The sequence below is a fragment of the Microbacterium awajiense genome, from assembly GCF_039536545.1.
GTDB lineage: Bacteria > Actinomycetota > Actinomycetes > Actinomycetales > Microbacteriaceae > Microbacterium > Microbacterium awajiense.
In genome coordinates, this window is record NZ_BAAAYU010000001.1 from 774,603 (window position 1) to 793,059 (window position 18,457).

Here is an 18,457-nt window from a genome sequence, read left to right on the forward strand (position 1 = left end):
CGCAACGTTCGGGATCAGTCCCGATGGGCTCTCGGGTTACTCCCCGAGTCGGTTGCGCGTGCGCATCGCGCGTTCGGCCTCGCGCTTGTCCTGCCGTTCGCGCAGGGTCTGACGCTTGTCGTACTCGGCCTTGCCCTTCGCAACGGCGATCTCGACCTTGGCGCGCCCGTCCGAGAAGTAGAGCTTCAACGGCACCAGCGTGTAACCGCCCGCCGAGATGGCGTGCGACAGCTTGATGATCTCGTCCTTGTGCAGCAGCAGCTTGCGCACGCGGCGCGCCGAGTGATTCGTCCAGTTGCCCTGCGAGTACTCGGGGATGTGCACGGCGTCGAGATAGGCCTGACCGCCGTCGATGTACGCGTAGCCGTCGTTGATGTTCGCGCGTCCCTGGCGCAGCGACTTCACCTCGGTGCCGGTGAGCACGAGGCCCGCCTCGTACGTCTTCTCGATCGAGTACTCGAAGCGGGCGCGACGGTTGGTCGCAATGACCTTCTCACCGCGTTCCCTGGGCATGATGACTCCTCGACAGGCCGCGTCGACAGTCCTGATCGGGCGCGCGGCAGCCTGTCAGTCTAGCAACGGGATCAGAAGGGGCCGTCACCCGATTGGAATCCGACGACCACGACGATGGCCCACACCACGTACGAGATCACGCCGAACACGAGCGCGATCCACCCGACCGTCATCCCCCAGCGCCGCTGGTCGCGGCGCACGAGCAGAACGGCGAGCATGATCGCGAGCAGCGTCGACAGCAGAATCGGCAGCGTGTAGACCATCGCGGCGGTGCGCGGGCCGACGTTGGCGAAGAACGCCGCCCACGTCATCAGCAGACCGGGCCCGATCGCGAACATCACCCCGATCACGCCCAGCACGACGGCGGTACTGCCATCCATCTTCTGAGGTGTCGATTCGGGCTGCGACACGGATGCTCCTTCGCTGGATGCCGCAATAGTTGCTTGCCCGCCCAGCATGGCACAACCCCGCGCTCCGAGTGCGCCAGGCGCGCGATCGGCGATGCGTCAGGCGCGCAGCCAGCGGCGGATCGCGAAGCCCGCCGACAGCGCGGCCAGCACCACTCCGATCACGAGCAGCACGGGGATGACCAGCCAGGCGTCCGACATGCCGACCCACGTCGTCATGAAGGTGACGCGGCTGCGCAGGTACTGCTCCACACCGAAGTGCACGCCCGCGAGCACGGCACCGCTGGCGAGGATCGAGCCGATGAGCGCGGCGAACACGCCCTCGAGGATGAACGGCGTCTGGATGAACCGGTTCGAGGCGCCGACCAGTCGCATGATCCCCAACTCGCGTCTTCGCGCGTACGCGGACAGACGGATGGTCGTTGCGATGAGCAGCACGGCGGCGATCAGCATGAGCACGGCGATACCCACGGCGATGTACGTCGCGACGGTGAGCGCCGAGAACAGGGGCTCGAGGTACTGCAGCTCGTCACGCACCTGCTCGACGCCGTCCATGCCGGCGAAAGCCTCGACGATCGCGTCGGATTGCCGCTGATCGATGAGGTTCACACGGAAGGTCTCATTGAGCTGGTCGGACGTGATGACGCTCGCGTACTCCTCGCCGAGCAGCTCGATGAGGTTCTCGTACGCCTGCTCGCGGTCTTCGAACTCGACTTCGCGGATCAGCGGCGCCAGCGCTTCGCCGTCGAGGCGGTCGCGCACGATGTCGAGCTGCTCCTGCGTCGCCACGCCCGACGCGCACGTCGGCGCGCGCGACACCGAGGTGCACATGAAGATCGCGACCTGGGCGCGCTCGACCCAGAAGTCGCTCATCTTGACGATCTGCACCTGCATGAGGATCGCCGCTCCGACGAACGTCAGCGAGACGAATGTGACGAGCACGACCGAGATGACCATCGAGGCGTTGCGGCGCAGGCCCGTGAACGCCTCGCCGAGGATGAGGCCGAGCCTCACGAGGTCGGCCCCACTTCGTCGTCGCGGTCCTCATCGCCAAGGCCCAGGCGGTCGGCGACGCCGAGTTCGGCGATCTCGACCTCGGGCACGTCGGCGACCGGGATCGGAGCCGTCGGCGTCTTCTTGACCGGTGCGGCCTTCGCCGACGCCGCCTTCGCGGACGTGGTCGGTGCGGACGTGGCCGGTGCGGGCGCGGCCTTCGCAGGCGCGGTCGGTGCGGGCGAGGCTTCCGCGGTCGGTGCGGTCGGCTCTGCGGCGGATGCCGGCGCCTCGGCCGCCTGAGCGGCCTCGACCTCGCCGGGCTCGACCTCGACGGCTTCGAACTCGTCGGGCTCGGGATCGGGGTCGCTGGCGAGGTCTTCGACGACGATGGGCTCGTCGTCGACCGTCGACACGCCGGCCGCGGCGGCGGCCTCGCGCTGCATCTCGAGCACGGCGGTGAGCGCCGCGACGGCGGCCGCTCCGCGTTCGGGCATCGGCGCCAGGCTCGGCAGGCCCGACGTGTCGCCGTAGCCGCCGTGGCGCTCGTCGCGCACGATCTCACCGTGCTTGAGCTCGATGACGCGCCGCTGCATCTGGTCGACGAATCCGGCCTCATGGGTGGCCATCACCACGGTCGTGCCTCCGGCGTTGATGCGCGCCAGCAGCTGCATGATGTCGACCGACGTCGCGGGATCGAGATTGCCGGTCGGCTCGTCCGCCAGCAGCACCTGCGGCCTGTTCACGAGCGCCCGCGCGATCGCGACGCGCTGCTGCTCACCGCCCGACAGCTCGTGCGGCATCCGCTTCTCTTTGCCGCTGAGGCCCACGAGGGCGAGCACCTCGGGCACGGCCTGCTGCACGAAGCCGCGCGACGAGCCGATCACCTGCAGCGTGAACGCGACGTTCTGGAACACCGTCTTCGCAGGCAGCAGCCTGAAGTCCTGGAAGACCGCTCCGACATGGCGACGGAAGAACGGCACCTTGCGGTTCGACAGCGTGCGCAGATCGCGGCCGAGCACGAGAACGCGCCCGTCGGTCGGGATCTCCTCACGCAGGATCAGCTGCAGGCACGACGACTTGCCCGAGCCGGATGCACCGACCAGGAACACGAACTCGCCGCGCTGCACCTCGAAGTCCACACCGGCGAGGGCGGGACTGGCGGTGCCGCGGTAGCGCTTCGTGACGTTCTCGAAACGGATCATGGCGAGACGAGCCTAAGCGCGCGCCCTGTCACCGCGATGCGCGACACCCGGGGGCGAGGCATCCGTCGGGTCAGTCCTCGTCGTCGCGACGCTTGCGCCAGCGGATGCCTGCGGCGATGAAGCCGTCGATGTCGCCGTCGAACACGGGTGCGGGGTTGCCGACCTCGTACCCCGTGCGCAGGTCCTTCACCAGCTGCTGGCCGTAGAGGAAGTAGGAGCGCATCTGGTCGCCCCAGCTCGCGGTGATCGTGCCGGCGAGCTCCTTCTTCTTCGCCGCCTCCTCCTCTTTCTGCAACAGCATGAGGCGGGTCTGCAGCACGCGCATCGCAGCGGCCCGGTTCTGGATCTGCGACTTCTCGTTCTGCATCGACACGACGATGCCGGTCGGCAGGTGGGTGAGCCGCACGGCCGAGTCGGTCGTGTTGACCGACTGCCCGCCGGGTCCCGACGACCGGAAGACGTCGACCCGGATGTCGTTCTCGGGGATCTCGACCTCCTGCGCCTCCTCCATGACGGGGATCACCTCGACGGCGGCGAAGCTCGTCTGCCGCTTGTCCGCCGCGCCGAAGGGGCTGATGCGGGCCAGGCGGTGCGTGCCGGCCTCGACCGACAGCGTGCCGTAGGCGTAGGGGGCGTCGATCTCGAACGTCGCCGACTTGATGCCGGCGCCCTCGGCGTACGAGGTGTCCATGACCTTGACCGGATACTTGTGGCGCTCGGCCCACCGCAGGTACATGCGCATGAGCATCTCGGCGAAGTCGGTGGCATCGTCGCCGCCGGCACCCGAGCGGATCGTCACGACGGCCGACCGGTCGTCGTACTCGCCGTCGAGCAGCGTCTGCACCTCGAGTTCGCCGACGATGTCCTCGAGTTCGGCCAGCTCATGACGGGCCTCTTCGGCGGAGTCCTCGTCGTCCATCTCGTTGGCGAGCTCGACGAGCACCTCGAGATCGTCGAGGCGCTGCTCGATGTCGGAGATGCGCTTCAGCGACGCCTGACGGTGGCTGAGGGCGCTGGTGACCTTCTGCGCGCGCTCGACGTCGTCCCACAGATCGGGGGCGGCGGCCTGCTCGCTGAGGCGGTCGATGTCGGCCGAGAGCGCGTCGACGTCGACGACGGCCTTGATGTCGGCGAAGGTGGTGCGGAGCGCCTGAATGTCGGCGGACGGATCGAAGTCGAGCATGACTGTCCAGACTAACGTGGTTGTGGTGACAGACCGCCCCTCCGACGTGAGCGCACGCGAGGTTCTGTGGCGGTTCGGCCCGATGATCTACGGTCCGACCGTGCTGTTCGCCGTCGGTGAGGGTGCCGTGATCCCCCTCATCCCCCTGCTCGCGGCACAGCTCGGCGCCGACGTCGCCCTGGCGGCGCTGGTCGCCTCGGCGCTGGTCGTGGGACAGTTGGTCGGCAACATCCCCGCCGGCTGGCTCGTCGCCCGGTTCGGTGAGCGCGTCGCCATGACGGCCGCTGGTCTGCTCGCACTGGTCGGGGTCGCGGGCATGGCGTTTGCGCCGCAGCTCGGGCTCCTCGCAGCATCCGTCTTCCTGATCGGCTTCTGCGCAGCCGCCTTCGGCCTCGCCCGCCACTCGTTCATGACGACCCGCGTTCCGCTGTCGTTCCGCGCGCGGTCGCTGTCGCTGCTGGGAGGCACGTTCCGCCTCGGCATGTTCGTCGGCCCTTTCGCGGCGGCGGCACTGCTGGCGATCTTCGGCGACGAGCATGCCGCCGTGTGGTTCTTCGGCGCGTGCCTGGTCGCGACCGTGCTGCTCGTGATGCTGGGCCCCGACCCCGAGAAGTCGATCGCCGCGCCCGTGCGACCGAGGGATGCCGCGATCCGCCCGATGTCGGAAGACACCGGCGAGCCGGTGTCGGGCTCGATACCGACGGTCGAGCGCGCGGGGGTGTTCCGCACGATGTGGCGGTACCGCGGGGTGCTGGGCAAGCTGGGGCTCGCGGCCGCGTCCCTGTCGGCAGTGCGGTCGGCACGGCAGGTCGTGCTGCCCCTGTGGGGCGTGTCGATCGGGCTCGACGCCCAGACGATCGCCCTCGTGGTCGGCATTTCGGGCGCCATCGACTTCGCGCTCTTCTACGCCAGCGGCCAGGTGATGGATCGCTTCGGCCGCCTCTGGGCTGCCCTGCCCGCGATGACGCTCATGGGCGCGGGCTTCCTCGCGCTCGCGTTCACCCACGACCTCGACCAGGCCAGCATGTGGTTCGCGATGTTCGCCGCGGTGCTCGGCGTGGGCAACGGCCTGTCGAGCGGCATCCTTCTCACCCTCGGCGCCGACACCGCCCCCACGACCGACCCCGCGCCGTACCTGGGGTCATGGCGCACGCTCACCGATGCGGGCGGTGCCACCGCTCCCCTGCTGGTGTCGGCGATCGCCGCGGTGTCGTCGCTCGCGATCGCGACCGGCGCGATGGGCGTCATCGGGCTGCTCGGCGCTCTCGCCTTCGTCCGCTGGGTGCCCCGATTCGTGCCGAGGACGCGATGAGCGGCGTCGTCGCCTTCTGTCGCAGCCGCAACGACGGCCGCCGCTGCACGCGGCCGCTCGGTCACGCCGGGCTGCACCGCCACCGCTCGATCATGTGGACCGACGCCGGCGCCGATCCTGCGCACTGCCCCGGATCCGGCACGTCCGCCCCTGCGGCGCCCGAACTGCCGAGCGGCTTCCCGCACGGGCGCGCGCTGTGCCCGGTGTGCCACCGCTTCGTCGCGCTCCACGACGGAGCGCTCGCCGACCACGACACGTGGGACGCCGCCGATGACGCCGAGGCCGAACAGTCGCGCGAGTGGCTCAACACCCACGGCTGGTGAGCGCGGGGCGACCGGCGAACGTCAGTCGGTGACGATCGGGATGCCGGTGGCCGACGAGGAATCCTCGACGCCGCCGATGTTGTGCACGTCGTCGCAGCCCATCGACTCCATGATCGCGACGGCCTGGCCCGAGCGGTTGCCGATGCGGCAGTACACGAGGTACTCGCCGTCGACCGGGTACTCGCCGATCTCGTCTTCGAACGCCCCTGACTGCAGGTCGACGTTGACCGCGCCCTCGAGGTGGCCCTGCGCGAACTCCTCGGGCGTGCGCACGTCGACGATGACCGTGTCGGCGCCGACCTCGACGCTGCCCGCCGACGGCGAGCATCCGGCCAGCAGGGCGACGAGGCCCGCGATGGCGGCAGTGAGGGCGAGCGTTCGGGAGCGGCGCATGGGACGACCTTTCGTGGAGTTCGCCACCATTATACCCCCTGGGGTATCATCGAATCCATGAGCAGCCCCCGCTGGACCCGAGTGTGCGCCGTGACCCCCGGCGAGCGCCTCCTTCGCGGAGCAGGCGCGGTCTTCGTCGGCGCGTTCGCGCTGAGCATGGCCGACAACCTGTGGTGCGCGATCCCCGCGGGCATCTGCGCCGTGCTGCTCATGGTGGGTGCGATCACCGGCTGGTGCCCGACCAGCGTGATCCCCCGCCGGGCCGACGCGGTCGCCGAGAATACCCTCGGCATTCCCGACGCGCGTGGCCACATCGACCTGGAACCCGTCGGTGCGGGCTCGACGGCGGCGCAGAGCCGTCCGGAGCCCGGCCACAACAGCGAAGGTAGGCTCGAACAGTGAGCACGCGAGAGATCACCCTGCAGAACCTCGAGAACACGATCAGCGACAACGACATCGTCCTGCTCGACTTCTGGGCGGAATGGTGCGGCCCCTGCCGCGCGTTCGGCCCGGTCTTCGAGAAGTCGTCGGAAGACCACCCGGGCATCGTGTTCGGCAAGGTCGACACCGAGGCCGAGCAGCAGCTGGCCGCCGGCTTCCAGATCACGTCGATCCCGACGCTGATGGCCTTCCGCGAGGGCGTGCTCGTCTTCGCGCAGCCCGGAGCCCTGGCCGGCCCGCAGCTCGAGCAGGTCATCACGGCCGTCGAGGGACTCGACATGGACGACGTGCGCGCCAAGCTGGCCGAGCGCGCCGCCGAGGCCGAGCAGGCCGCCCCCAACTCCTGAGCCAGGGCCGACCGGAGCCGCCGGTCGTGCGACTCCGCTGCTCCCCTGTGGCCGCTGGTGTGCCTAACTCCTGTAATCCGCTGCCGACCCAGGCTCGATGAGCGGACTTCCGCGGGTTCGGCCCGTCGCCGCGCCCGGATTGCAGGAGTTGGGAACGTCCGACCGGTCCGAACGGCTCAGTCCAACGCGGTGCGACTGGTCGCCGTCGCCTCGAGCGCGACGCCGTCGGGCACGAACGGCGAGAAGACGACCGGATGCCACTGCCCGGCCACCGTCACGCGCGCCGATCGACCGTCGGGCGTTCCGGCCGAGACCAGGGCGGCGGCGGGCGTGACGGCGATGAGCGCCGCTGCCTGAGCGCGCACCTCGCTGTCGGTGAGGGTCGCGACCGGCTCGCCCGCGACGACCTCGAGCGTGAACCCGTCGGCGCCCGCGAGCGCCGCGGCATCCGCGATGCCGTCCAAGCGCTTCTGCGCGAGGTACAGGCTGGTCGCGTCGACGCACACGAGCACGAGCGCCATCGCGAGCAGGCCGTAGCCGAGGGTGAGCAGCAGCACGCTGCCCTCGTCGTCAGCCCGCCCACTGCCCGTCCGCCGTCGCGCCCGATCACGCATCCACCGCATCACGGCTCACCCCAGAATCGCGAGACGCGCTGCACCGAGGTCGCCTCGACGGGCACGCTCACCAGGCGCTCGAGGCCGAGCACCGGCGGCACGAGTGGCAGCGGCACCGCGGTGCGCAGCGTGACCATCAGCGTCGATCCCGCACGCGGGCACTCCCCTGCCGGTGTGCACGCCAGTGCGACCTCGACGGACGACGGATCGATGCCGTACTCCTCGACGATCGCCGTCACCACCCGGTCGACGCGGTCGCGAGCGGCTGCGGCATCCGGAGCCGTCGACACCGCGCGGGCGAGGTGACGGGCCCCGGTCTCGACACCGAGCGCCTGCCCCTGGATCTGCCCGAGCGCGACCACGAGGTACACGAGCGGCACGAGCAACAGCAGCCCGACGAGGATGAACTCCAACGCCGCGGCGCCGGAGTCGTCGCCGGCACGGCGAGGCCGGTCAGCCCGACGCGGCCAGCGATTCGAGCGGAGCATGCGCGGTCACCTCCAGCATCCCGGGCAGGCCCCACAGGCCCGCGAGCGGAAGCGTCGCCCGCACGGTCACCTCGACCACCGGGTGCCCCGCCTGCGTCGACTCACGCGCGGCGGCGGACTCGACGTACCCCTCGCCGACCGTCCGAGCGATCACGGTCCGCGCGCGCTCAGCCCCCTCGGCCGGAGCGGTGTCGGCGAGCGCGGCGTGGTACGCACCGTCGACCGCGGCATCGTGCACGACGTTGCGCACATACACGGCGAGGCCGAGCTGCATGACCGCGAGGGTGAGCACCGTCAGCAGCGCTCCGACCAACACGAACTCCACCGGACTCGACCCGGTGTCATCGTCGAGGCGGAGCGCGCGCACGGCGTCAGAAACCCGAGACCCGCGAGATCGCCTGCTCGAACAGGCTCGCGAGGGCCGGGCCGGCAAGCGCCCAGATCACGACCACCAGTCCCGCGGTCATGAGCGTGATGAGCACCCAGCCGGGCACGTCGCCCCGCTCGTCCTCCAGGAGCTCCCCCCACGCGCCGCGCAGCCTGCGCGCGACGCGCTCGATCGATGTGCGATTCATTTCTCTCCTTCGTCAGCCGATTCCGAGTCGAAGCATGAAGATCCCCGGGAACACCGCGAACACGACGCTCAGGGGAAGGATCAGGAAGACCAGCGGAACGAGCATCGCGATTTCTTTGCGGCCGGCCGACTCGATGAGCCGCCGTTTCGCGTCCTCCCGCGCGTCAGCGGCTTGCGCCTGAAGCACCTGAGCGAGCGGCGCACCACGGTCGATCGCGGCCGTCAGCTGGTCGACCGCACGCGAGAGGGCGGGAACGTCGAGCTCGCGGCCCAAGCGGCCGAGCGCGTCGCTCAGGCTGGATCCGGTGCCCGCAGCCACGACGACCTCGCCGATCGCCGCGGTCAGCTCTCCGGCGCCGACGCTTCCGACGCGCCGCAGCGAGTCGAGCATCCCCTCGCCTGCAGACAGGCCCAGCGCGAGGAACTCGAGCACCGTCGGCAGTTCCTCCTCGATGCGTGCCACGCGGGCCGCAGCGGCGTGCGACAGCCACAGATCGCAGGCGACCACGGCGGCGACCCCGAACAGGATCGGCACGACGGCGAGCGCCGGTCCGCCGTGACCCGCGAGCACGACGGCGACCACGACCATCCCGCCGATCGCCACACCCGCGATCGCCCAGGCGAGCTGGCGCCCGCGGAACGCAGCGGCGTCGATCGACCAGCCGGCCTGGCGCAGCCGCCGCTGCACGGACGGCGAGACGCTGTGCGCACCGGCGACTCTCACCGCGGCGCGCCATCGCGGCTCGATGCTGACCGGCACGATGCCGCGCGGGTCGGTGACGTCGCGCAGATAGGGCGCGATGCGTCGTGAGAGGGTCGGTGCACCCCACCGCGGCGTCACGGATGCCACCAGCGCGATGCCGACGCTCAGGGCCACGCCGAGCACGAGCGCGTAGGCGATATCGGTCAGCAGGGGCGTCATCCGAACCACCGCCGCGGCTCGGGGAGCCGGCCGACGCGCAGCATGATGCGGAACGCGACGAACGAGATGAGCGCACCGCCGACGATGAGGGCGAGCCCCGTCGGCGTCGAGTACGCGGCGGCGCCTTCGGGGCGCAGCGCCAGCAGCACGAGGATGATCCACGGCGCGGCGACGCTGAGCACCGCGGCGCCCCGGATCCACGACTGGCGCGCCTCCACCTCGGCGCGCACCGCGGTCTCTGCCCGCACCGACGCCGACAGCGACCGAAGGATCGACGTGAGCTCGGTGCCGCCGACCTGCCGTGCCATGCGCAGACTCTCGATGATGCGGTCGGCGATCGGGTCGGCGAGGGTGTCCTTGAGTCGCAGCGCGGCCGAGTCGAAGTGCCCGGATGCCGCGACATCGCGCGCGAACGCCGCGAAGGCGGGGCGCAGCTCGGCCGGTGCCGACCCGGCCAGGCTCGCGACCGAGTCGGGCAGCGACATGCCCGAGCGCACGGACGCGATGAGCAGGTCGCACACGTCGGGCCACATCGCCCGGCGTGCTCGCAGGGTTCGGGCCCGGCGTGCTCGCACCCACAGCGTCGGCGCGGCCCCGGCGACCCCCGCCGCCACCAGCACGAGGGCGAGGTTCTGCGCGAGCAGCCACGCGATCGCGCCCGCCACGACGGCTGCGACGCCCGAGACCGCGACCCGGCGGAGGGGAAGTCGACCAGCGGCGGGGGCCTGAGCGGCGTCCGTGTCGGAGTCCGCTCGCTTGGGCCACAGCCACGGCGACAGCACGAGCAGGATGCCGGCGGCGAGCACCGCGCCCCACACGAAGGTCATGCGCTCGTCCGTGCGTACAGGGTGTCGGCGATGACCGCACCGTCTTCGACCCTGGCAGGGGCGACGATCTCGACGATGCGGCGCGTACCGTCGGCGCCGCGCTCGCAGTGGACCACGAGGTCGACGCAGGACGCCACCGCGGGCAGCACGAACCCGGTGTCGATGTTGCGCCCGGCCAGCAGCGGCAGCGCCGCGAGCTTGCCGAGGGCCTCGCGCGCGGAGTTCGCATGGATGGTGGCGGCACCCGGCACACCGGTGTTCAGCGCGAGCAGCAGGTCGAGCGCCTCGGCGTCGCGCACCTCTCCGACCACCAGCCGGTCTGGCCGCATCCGCAGCGCCTCCTTCACGAGGCGTCGCAGCGTGACTTCGCCGGTTCCCTCGAGACTCGGCTGCCGGCCCTGCAGAGCGACGAGGTCGGGGGCGGCGACGGCGAGCTCGAACGTCTCCTCGACGGTGACGATGCGGTGCTCGGGAGGGCACGCGGCGATCAGCGCCCCGAGGAGGGTCGTCTTGCCCGCGTGGGTGGCTCCCGACACGAGGATGCTGCGGCCGCCGGCCATCGCATTCCGCAGCAGTCGCCCCGCCTCCGGTTCGACCGCACCGGCACGTTCGAGCGCGTCGAGGTCGCGGTAGGCCGGCAGGAACTTGCGGATGTTGACCGCCCAGTGGCGGCGCGTGATGTCGGGGATCACGACGTGCAGGCGACTGCCGTCAGGCAGCGACGCGTCGACGAACGGCTGGCTGAGGTCGACCCGTCGGCCGGTGGCGTGCAGCATCCGCTCGACGAGGTCGCGCACGGCCGAGTCCGTCAGGGTCAGCGGGACGCGCTCGGCGACCCCGTCGCGGGCGATGAAGATGCGGTCGGGGGAATTCAGCCACACCTCCTCGACGGTCGGGTCGTCGAGGTAGCGCTGCAGCGGCCCGTAGCCGACGACGGCGGCGAGCACGTCGCGCACGCACGCCGACTCGTCGTCGATCGGGGCGAGCCCACGCGCGAGGGCGAAGTCGTTGTGCCGCCTCACCTCGGCACGGGCGACGCCGGCGGCGAACTCGGGGTCGCGCGCGGGATCGGTGCGCTCGGCCCGCAGCCGCTCGCGCACCCGCTCGGCGACGAGCGTCGTCGGGGCGGTCGCGGTGGGCGTGGACACCGAAGCATCCTCGCAAGCACGCGCCGCGGCACCGCGAAGTTATCCACAGCACGGGGCCCCGCCACTGGGCGAACCCCCAGGTGCGCGATGGCCCACGCGGGGGCAGGATGGAGCCATGAGCGACGAGAAGAAGCAGCTGAATCCCGCCGGGCAGGTCGCGATGGGCCTGGTCGGGCTCGTGCAGGTCGTGTTCGCGTTCCTGGCGTTCTGGGATCTCGCCCACCGCGACGCACGCGAGGTCGCCGGCCCCAAGCCGGTGTGGATTCCCGTGATCCTGGTGAACTGGATCGGCCCCGCCAGCTACTTCCTGTTCGGCATCAAGCGCTGACCTGTCGGCCCGTGAAGTCGGGGGCACACCCCACAGCCGGTGCACAGGCCGCTCAGTAGACTGAACCCACTCGCGGGAGTGGTGAAACTGGCAGACACGCAGGATTTAGGTTCCTGTGCCTTCGGGCGTGTGGGTTCAAGTCCCACCTTCCGCACGCGCCAGCTGTGACGCTCCCACCGCCGACCGAACGGGACCTCCGTGCACCCCACCGCCCTCATCCCCTGGCTCGACCCGGCCGCCATCATCGACTGGGCCGGCCCTTGGGCGCTGTTCGTGGTGTGCTTCATCGTCTTCGCCGAGACCGGACTGCTGGTCGGCTTCCTGCTGCCCGGCGACACCCTGCTGATCATCTCTGGGCTGCTGTCGCACCCTCAGGACTACGCACCCCACGGCGTGTTCGGCGTGAGCGTGTGGTGGGTGGCGCTGCTCATCGGCCTGTCGGCGTTCGTCGGCGGTGAAGTCGGCTTCTACATCGGGCACAAGGGCGGACCCGCCGTGTTCGAACGCAAGGAATCCGGCCTGTTCAGCGTCAAGAACGTCGAGCGCACGAACGCGTTCTTCGAGCGGTTCGGAGGACTGACGATCATCCTCGCCCGCTTCGTGCCCATCGTGCGCACCTTCGCGCCCGTCGCGGCCGGCGTCGGCCACATGCACAAGGGCAAGTACACGCTCTACAACTTCATCGGCGCGGTCATCTGGGGCTTCGGACTCACGATGTTCGGCTACGTGCTGGGGTTCATCCCGCCGGTCGCATGGTTCGTCGAGCAGTACATCGACGTCATCCTGCTGGTCGCCGTCGGCGGCACCGCAGCGGTGACGCTGTGGCACTACCTGCGCGAGCGCCACAAGGCGCGCAAGGCGGAAGCCGCGGGCGAGGACGTCATCACCGATGCCGAGGAGGCCTCCGAGCTGGTGCTCGACGAGGATGTCTTCGAGCGCGGTCCCGAGCACGACCACCACGGCGACGGGCAGCGCGACCACCGCTGACGGCCGTCGACCGCCCAGCGCGCGTCTCAGCGGTGCTGGTCGATCAGGATGGTGTTGCCGTCAGGATCGGCGAGGGTGATGGATGCGGGGCCCGACCCGTCCTCGTCGACGGTGTCGGCGAGCTCCACCCCCGCCTGACGCAGGGATGCCTGGATGACGCGCACATCGTCCCACTCCCCCTCCACGGGTTCGCCTTCGCCGGACCATCCCGGATTGAAGGTGAGGATGCTGCCCTCGAACATGCCGTGGAACAGCCCGATCACCGCGTCGCCGTTGCGCAGCATGAGCCAGTTCTGCGCGGCGTCGCCGCCGAAGACCTCGAAGCCGAGCTTCTCGTAGAACTCCCGTGATGCGGCGAGGTCGTCGACCGCGAGGCTGACCGAGAACGCGCCGAGCCTCACGACGCCTTCTCCTGCTTGGCCGCCTTCTTCTTCGCGGGTTTGTCATCGGCCTTCTTCTTCGACGAGGAACCCGAGGCCGCGGCATCCGTCTTTCCCTCGCGCGACGCGCGCGACTTCTCGACGCTGGCGCGCAGCGCCTCCATGAGGTCGATGACCTCGCCGCCGGCCTCGCCCTCATCCTGGGCGCCGAAGGTCTCGGAGGTGTCGAGCGCGTCGCCCTTCTCGAGCTTCGCCTCGATAAGGGTGCGCAGCTCCTGCTGGTACTCGTCGGCGAACTCCTCGGGGTCGAAGTCACTCGCGAAGCTGTCGACGAGCGCCGCCGACATCTCGAGCTCCTTCGCCGAGATCTTCACCGACTCGTCGAGGGCGGGGAACGCCGCCTCGCGCACCTCGTCGGCCCACAAGAGGGTCTGGAGCACCAGCACGTCGCCGCGCACACGCAGCGCCGCCAGCCGCGTCTTCTGGCGCAGCGAGAACCGCACGATCGCGGTGCGGTCGGTCTGCTCGAGGGTCTTGCGCAGCAGCACGTAGGCCTTCGGCGACGCGGAGTCGGGCTCGAGGTAGTAAGCGCGGTCGAGCGTGAGCAGATCGACCTGCTCGCTGGGCACGAACTCGACGACGTCGATCTCACGGCTGCGCTCCGACGGCAGGGACGCGAAGTCGTCCTTGGTGAGGATCACGGTGCGCTCGCCGTCGTCGTAGGCACGGTCGATCTCGCTGTACGGCACGACCTCGCCGTCGATCTCGCAGATGCGCTGATACCGGATCCGGCCGCCGTCGGCCGCGTGCACCTGATGCAGCGGCACGTCGTGGTCTTCGGTGGCCGAATAGACCTTCACCGGCACGTTCACCAGTCCGAAGGTCAGGGCGCCCTTCCAGATCGCTCTCATCACTCCAGTACACACCTGTCACGCCCGTTCCTGCTACCTCCTCGCCTCGCGGGCGGGCAGGATGGAGCCATGCCGGGCGACGAGCAGCTGGTGCGGGTGGGCGGGCGCCGCCTGCGCGTGACGAACCTCGGCAAGGTGCTCTACCCGCGGACCGGCACCACCAAGGGCGAGGTCATCGACTATTACAGCCGTATCGCCGGAGTGATGATCCCGCACCTCACCGGGCGCCCGGTGACCCGCAAGCGCTGGCCCGAGGGCGTCGATTCCACGCCGTTCTTCGCGAAAGACCTCGAGAAGGGCGCCCCGTCGTGGGTGCATCGGCTGCCGATCGACCACTCGACCGGCGCGAAGGACTATCCCCTCGTCGGCGACGTGCCCACGCTGGTGTACCTGGCGCAGGCGGCCAGTCTCGAGCTGCACGTGCCGCAGTGGCGGTTCGACGCCGACGGCGGACGCGGTGACCCCGACCGCATCGTGCTCGACCTCGACCCGGGCCCCGGCACGGGCCTCGCGGAGTGCGCGCAGGTCGCTCGCTGGGCCCGCGAGATCCTGCAGGGTATGGGCCTGGACCCGCTGCCGGTCACCAGCGGCAGCAAGGGCATCCACCTCTACGCGGCGCTGCCGGGCACCCAGACCAGCGATCAGGTGACGATGGTCGCCCGCGAACTCGCCCGTGCGATCGAGGCCGACCATCCCGACCTCGTCGTCAGCCAGATGGCCAAGGCCGAGCGCACCGGCAGGGTCTTCATCGACTGGAGCCAGAACAACGGGGCGAAGACCACCATCGCCCCGTACTCGCTGCGCGGCCGACCGCACCCGACCGTCGCCGCCCCCCGCACATGGGACGAGCTCGACGACCCCGACCTGGACCACCTGCTGCTGGGCGAGGTGCTCGCACGCGTCGAGGCGATGGGCGACCCGCTCGCCGGGCTCGGGTTCCACGCGGGCGGGCGGGCGAGCGCGCACGGCCCGCTCGCCGCGTACATCGCGAAGCGGTCGGCCTCGCGCACGCCCGAGCCCGTCCCCGACAACGCCCTCGGCGCCACGTCGAACGGCGACGAGAAGCCGCGCTTCGTCATCCAGGAGCACCACGCGAGCCGCCTGCACTGGGACCTGCGGCTCGAGCGCGACGGCGTGCTCGTCAGCTGGGCCGTACCGCGCGGCATCCCGCCCACCCCGGGCCGGAACAACCTCGCGGTCATGACCGAAGACCACCCGGTGCAGTACGCGACGTTCGAGGGCACGATCCCGGCCGGCGAGTACGGCGCGGGCACGATGACGATCTGGGACGACGGCCGCTACGACCTCGAGAAGTGGCGCGACGACGAGGTGATCTTCACCGCCGAGGGGCGACCGGGCGGACCGCTCGGCAGGGTGCGGCTCGCCCTCATCCGCACCGAGGGCGACGGCGAGAAATCGTCGTGGCTGCTGCATCGCATGAAGACGGATGCCACCGGCCGCCCCCAGCCCGACGGCGCTCCCGTCGTCGCGACCGACGAGTCCGACGAGCGCGCGCCAGACCACGGGGCATCCGCTGCGCCCGCGACGGGGTCCTCGAAGAACGGCAGCGTGCCGCCGCCGTCCGAACTGCGGCCGATGCTGGCGACGAGCGCGACGCCCGGGATCGCGAACGGGTCCGCGCGACGGTGGGGCGAGGATGCGTGGGTCGAGGTGAAGTGGGACGGCGTGCGCGCGATCGGCGTGTGGGACGGGCGCCGGATGCTGCTGCGCGCGCGCAGCGGCAACGACATCACCGCCAAGTACCCCGAGCTCACCGAGGTGGACCTGGGTCTCGGCCCGACCCCTGCCGTCGTCGACGGAGAGATCGTCGCCCTCGACGAGAACGGCCGGCCGAGCTTCCCGCTGCTGCAGAACCGCATGAACCTCTCCAAGCCTGTCGAGATCCGTCGGGAGGCGCCGCGGACCCCGGTGCGCTACCACCTGTTCGACCTGCTCGCCCTCGACGGCCGCGACGCGTCGGCGCTCCCCCTGGCGCAGCGGCGCGAGCTGCTCGAGGGCATCGCCGACGGTATCCGCGATCCGCTGCACCTGCCGCCCGTGCTCGACGACCTCGACGAGGCGCTCGAGACGAGCCGCAGGTTCGGACTCGAGGGCGTCGTCGTCAAGGACCCGTCGTCGACGTACCGCCGCGGCGAGCGCAGCGACCGGTGGCTGAAGGTCAAGCTCACCCGTGCGCAGGAGGTCGTGATCGGCGGCATCCGCCCCGGTCGCGGCGGACGCACCGGGTCGATCGGCTCGCTGCTGGTGGGCATCCCCGGCCCGGACGGCATCCGCTACGCCGGGCGCGTCGGCTCGGGCTTCAGCGATGCGACCCTGCGACGCCTCGACGAGGTGCTGACGCCGCTGCGGACCGACGTCGACCCGTTCGTCGGAGTGCCGGACGCCGACGCGTCCGACGCACTGTGGGTGCGCCCCGAGATCGTCGCCGAGGTCGAGTACGCCGAGTTCACCCCCGGCGGCATCCTGCGTCAGTCCCGATGGCGGGGCCTGCGACCCGACAAGGATCCGGCCGACGTCGCGCTCGAGGCCTGACCGCTACGCGTGCGTCGAGTCGGCATCGGCATCGGCATGACCGGCGGGCTCGAGCTGGAAGGTCGAATGCTCGACGTCGAAGTGCGCCGACAGGCACTCCTGCAGGCGTGCGAGAACGTCGCCGGCTCCGCCCGCGCGGAACGTCTCGTCGGCGACGACGACGTGGGCGGTGAAGACCGGTGAGCCGCGGGTGAGCTGCCACACGTGGATGTCGTGCGCGTCGACGACGCCGGGTGTCGAGAGGATGTGCTCGCGGATCTCGGCGACCTGCGTGCCCCTCGGGGCCGACTCGGCCAGCACCGAGAACGCCTCGCGCAGCAGAGCGATCGCCCTCGGGATGATCATGGCGGCGATGAACAGCGACGCGATGGCGTCGGCCGGCAGCCACCCGGTGGTGAGGATGACGATCGCCGCGACGATCACCGCCGCTGAGCCGATCAGATCGCCGAGCACCTCGAGGTAGGCGCCCCGCACGTTGATGCTGGTGCGCTGCGCGGCGCTCAGCAGCCACAGGGCCACCGCGTTCGCCACCAGACCGATGATCGCGACCACCAGCATCAGCCCGCCGGCGACCTCGACCTCGTCGGGCCGCAGCAGCCGCTGCACGCCCTCGTAGGCGACCCACAGCGACAGCGCGATGAGGATCACGCCGTTCACGAGCGCACCGAACACTTCGGCCCGCTGGTACCCGAAGGTGCGGCGGTCGTTGGCGGGGCGGGCCGCGACGATGCTCGCCATCAGCGCGATCAGCAGCGCCGCGGTGTCCGTGAACATGTGCGCCGCGTCGGCGAACAGCGCGAGCGAGCCCGACAGCACCGCGCCGACGATCTGCACGACCATGACCACGGCGGTGATGCCGAGCGAGATCGCCAGCAGCCGGCGGTTGCCGGCACCGCGGATGCCGCTCGGCGCGTGGTCGTGCATGCCTCCAGGCTAGAGCGGCCGAGTGCCGCCGCGACGCGGTCGCGCGCACTCGGGAATGAGTCCGATTATCGGTTTCGGCCGGTCACAGCTCCTGCAGGATCGGCGCGAGCGCGACGAAGGCGAGGGCGCGGTGGGACGCGGCGTTCTTCTCGGCGGCGCTCCACTCGGCCACGGTCCGCTCGGCATCGGCCGGCTGTCCGTCGGGAACGAAGATCGGGTCGTACCCGAAACCGCCCACGCCTCGCGGCGCGGTCGCGAGCCGGCCCGGCCACCGGCCCTCGACCACGCGATGATCGCCCTCGGGGCTGACGAGCGCGATGGTCGAGACGAACTGCGCCGAACGGTGCGGATCGGAGATGTCGGCCAGCTGGTCGAGCAGCAGCTCGAGGTTCGCGGTCGCGTCTTTGACGTGCCCCGCCCAGTAGGCCGAGAACACCCCGGGCGACCCGCCCAGCACGTCGACGCACAGACCGCTGTCGTCGGCGAGGGCGAGCTGCCCGGTGTGAGCGCACGCGGTGCGGGCCTTGATGAGCGCGTTGTCGGCGAACGTCGTGCCGGTCTCGCGCGGCTCCGGGCCGTCGTAGCCGACGACCTCGAGATCGGGGCGCACCCGGGCGACGATCGCGCGCAGCTCCTCGACCTTGTGGGCGTTGTGGGTCGCCAGCACCACCTGCCGCGGCATCC

General features: G+C 70.8%; 24 protein-coding genes and 1 tRNA gene. 8 read left to right on the plus strand and 17 right to left on the minus strand.

Annotated elements, in window-relative coordinates:
• Positions 1-36: 36 nt before the first annotated feature.
• The 5 genes from smpB to prfB all read right to left on the minus strand — a co-directional run bounded on the left by smpB (position 37) and on the right by prfB (position 4,301).
• Positions 37-513 (minus strand): SsrA-binding protein SmpB, encoded by a 477-nt coding sequence (gene smpB / locus ABD663_RS03890; RefSeq protein ID WP_344736548.1) that lies wholly within the window; start codon positions 511-513, stop codon positions 37-39.
• Positions 514-584: 71 nt separating this feature from the next.
• The gene (locus tag ABD663_RS03895; RefSeq protein WP_344736549.1) at positions 585-923 is read right to left on the minus strand and encodes a hypothetical protein; all 339 of its coding nucleotides are present in this window, start codon (positions 921-923) and stop codon (positions 585-587) included.
• A 96-nt stretch (positions 924-1,019) separates the two neighbouring features.
• Positions 1,020-1,934, minus strand: a complete 915-nt coding sequence (ftsX, locus tag ABD663_RS03900; RefSeq protein WP_344736550.1) for a permease-like cell division protein FtsX — start codon at positions 1,932-1,934, stop codon at positions 1,020-1,022.
• Complete coding sequence (ftsE, locus tag ABD663_RS03905; RefSeq protein WP_344736552.1) at positions 1,931-3,118, minus strand: cell division ATP-binding protein FtsE; 1,188 nt, start codon at positions 3,116-3,118, stop codon at positions 1,931-1,933. The genes ftsX and ftsE overlap by 4 nt, the downstream gene beginning before the upstream one ends.
• 70 nt (positions 3,119-3,188) lie before the next feature.
• Positions 3,189-4,301: a peptide chain release factor 2 gene (prfB, locus tag ABD663_RS03910; protein ID WP_344736554.1), complete on the minus strand. Its 1,113-nt coding sequence runs from the start codon at positions 4,299-4,301 to the stop codon at positions 3,189-3,191.
• 82 nt (positions 4,302-4,383) lie between these two features.
• Here prfB and ABD663_RS03915 point away from each other — a divergent pair, with 82 nt between their 5' ends.
• Together ABD663_RS03915 and ABD663_RS03920 are read left to right on the plus strand one after the other, a co-directional pair.
• A complete protein-coding gene (locus ABD663_RS03915) occupies positions 4,384-5,613 on the plus strand; it encodes an MFS transporter (protein ID WP_344736921.1) in 1,230 nt (409 codons plus the stop codon).
• Entirely contained in the window at positions 5,610-5,936 is a 327-nt protein-coding gene (locus ABD663_RS03920; RefSeq protein ID WP_344736555.1) for a hypothetical protein, read from the plus strand. Before ABD663_RS03915 ends, ABD663_RS03920 begins: the two co-directional genes overlap by 4 nt.
• 21 nt (positions 5,937-5,957) lie before the next feature.
• Here ABD663_RS03920 and ABD663_RS03925 read toward each other — a convergent pair whose 3' ends face one another.
• Complete coding sequence (locus ABD663_RS03925; RefSeq protein ID WP_344736556.1) at positions 5,958-6,329, minus strand: rhodanese-like domain-containing protein; 372 nt, start codon at positions 6,327-6,329, stop codon at positions 5,958-5,960.
• Between the two features lie 57 nt (positions 6,330-6,386).
• On the opposite strand from ABD663_RS03925, the gene ABD663_RS03930 reads away from it, so the two are divergent.
• Both ABD663_RS03930 and trxA read left to right on the plus strand, forming a co-directional pair.
• Positions 6,387-6,731 carry a hypothetical protein gene (locus tag ABD663_RS03930; RefSeq protein WP_344736557.1) on the plus strand — a complete coding sequence of 115 codons (345 nt, stop codon included), beginning with the start codon at positions 6,387-6,389 and terminating at the stop codon, positions 6,729-6,731.
• Positions 6,728-7,117 (plus strand): thioredoxin, encoded by a 390-nt coding sequence (gene trxA, locus ABD663_RS03935; RefSeq protein WP_344736558.1) that lies wholly within the window; start codon positions 6,728-6,730, stop codon positions 7,115-7,117. The genes ABD663_RS03930 and trxA overlap by 4 nt, the downstream gene beginning before the upstream one ends.
• A 176-nt stretch (positions 7,118-7,293) precedes the next feature.
• On the opposite strand, the gene ABD663_RS03940 is transcribed toward trxA, so the two are convergent.
• From ABD663_RS03940 to ABD663_RS03970, 7 genes are read right to left on the minus strand one after another with little or no spacing between them, the layout of a single operon-like run.
• A complete protein-coding gene (locus tag ABD663_RS03940) occupies positions 7,294-7,731 on the minus strand; it encodes a pilus assembly protein TadG-related protein (RefSeq protein WP_344736922.1) in 438 nt (145 codons plus the stop codon).
• Between the two features lie 8 nt (positions 7,732-7,739).
• Entirely contained in the window at positions 7,740-8,219 is a 480-nt protein-coding gene (locus tag ABD663_RS03945) for a TadE family protein (RefSeq protein ID WP_344736559.1), read from the minus strand.
• Entirely contained in the window at positions 8,185-8,586 is a 402-nt protein-coding gene (locus ABD663_RS03950) for a TadE family protein (RefSeq protein WP_344736560.1), read from the minus strand. The genes ABD663_RS03945 and ABD663_RS03950 overlap by 35 nt, the downstream gene beginning before the upstream one ends.
• Positions 8,587-8,590: 4 nt before the next feature.
• Positions 8,591-8,794 (minus strand): hypothetical protein, encoded by a 204-nt coding sequence (locus ABD663_RS03955; RefSeq protein WP_344736561.1) that lies wholly within the window; start codon positions 8,792-8,794, stop codon positions 8,591-8,593.
• A gap of 12 nt (positions 8,795-8,806) precedes the next feature.
• Positions 8,807-9,715 (minus strand): type II secretion system F family protein, encoded by a 909-nt coding sequence (locus tag ABD663_RS03960; protein WP_344736562.1) that lies wholly within the window; start codon positions 9,713-9,715, stop codon positions 8,807-8,809.
• A complete protein-coding gene (locus tag ABD663_RS03965) occupies positions 9,712-10,542 on the minus strand; it encodes a type II secretion system F family protein (protein WP_344736563.1) in 831 nt (276 codons plus the stop codon). Before ABD663_RS03965 ends, ABD663_RS03960 begins: the two co-directional genes overlap by 4 nt.
• The gene (locus ABD663_RS03970) at positions 10,539-11,690 is read right to left on the minus strand and encodes a TadA family conjugal transfer-associated ATPase (protein ID WP_344736564.1); all 1,152 of its coding nucleotides are present in this window, start codon (positions 11,688-11,690) and stop codon (positions 10,539-10,541) included. The genes ABD663_RS03965 and ABD663_RS03970 overlap by 4 nt, the downstream gene beginning before the upstream one ends.
• A gap of 115 nt (positions 11,691-11,805) precedes the next feature.
• On the opposite strand from ABD663_RS03970, the gene ABD663_RS03975 reads away from it, so the two are divergent.
• From ABD663_RS03975 to ABD663_RS03985, 3 genes are all read left to right on the plus strand, one after another.
• Positions 11,806-12,018, plus strand: coding sequence for a PLDc N-terminal domain-containing protein (locus ABD663_RS03975; protein WP_344736566.1), 213 nt, complete (start codon positions 11,806-11,808; stop codon positions 12,016-12,018).
• Positions 12,019-12,090: 72 nt separating this feature from the next.
• Positions 12,091-12,172, plus strand: a tRNA-Leu gene (locus ABD663_RS03980).
• A 44-nt stretch (positions 12,173-12,216) separates the two neighbouring features.
• Positions 12,217-13,005 carry a DedA family protein gene (locus tag ABD663_RS03985; protein WP_344736567.1) on the plus strand — a complete coding sequence of 263 codons (789 nt, stop codon included), beginning with the start codon at positions 12,217-12,219 and terminating at the stop codon, positions 13,003-13,005.
• Positions 13,006-13,031: 26 nt separating this feature from the next.
• Here ABD663_RS03985 and ABD663_RS03990 read toward each other — a convergent pair whose 3' ends face one another.
• Both ABD663_RS03990 and ku read right to left on the minus strand, forming a co-directional pair.
• The gene (locus tag ABD663_RS03990; RefSeq protein ID WP_344736569.1) at positions 13,032-13,406 is read right to left on the minus strand and encodes a VOC family protein; all 375 of its coding nucleotides are present in this window, start codon (positions 13,404-13,406) and stop codon (positions 13,032-13,034) included.
• Entirely contained in the window at positions 13,403-14,296 is an 894-nt protein-coding gene (gene ku / locus ABD663_RS03995; protein ID WP_344736570.1) for a non-homologous end joining protein Ku, read from the minus strand. The genes ABD663_RS03990 and ku overlap by 4 nt, the downstream gene beginning before the upstream one ends.
• Before the next feature lie 69 nt (positions 14,297-14,365).
• Between ku and ABD663_RS04000 the strand changes: the two genes are divergently transcribed.
• Positions 14,366-16,849, plus strand: coding sequence for an ATP-dependent DNA ligase (locus ABD663_RS04000; protein ID WP_344736571.1), 2,484 nt, complete (start codon positions 14,366-14,368; stop codon positions 16,847-16,849).
• A 3-nt stretch (positions 16,850-16,852) separates the two neighbouring features.
• On the opposite strand, the gene ABD663_RS04005 is transcribed toward ABD663_RS04000, so the two are convergent.
• The gene (locus tag ABD663_RS04005) at positions 16,853-17,773 is read right to left on the minus strand and encodes a cation diffusion facilitator family transporter (RefSeq protein ID WP_344736572.1); all 921 of its coding nucleotides are present in this window, start codon (positions 17,771-17,773) and stop codon (positions 16,853-16,855) included.
• Positions 17,774-17,855: 82 nt separating this feature from the next.
• Positions 17,856-18,455 (minus strand): RdgB/HAM1 family non-canonical purine NTP pyrophosphatase, encoded by a 600-nt coding sequence (rdgB, locus tag ABD663_RS04010; protein WP_344736575.1) that lies wholly within the window; start codon positions 18,453-18,455, stop codon positions 17,856-17,858.
• Positions 18,456-18,457 lie beyond the last annotated feature (2 nt).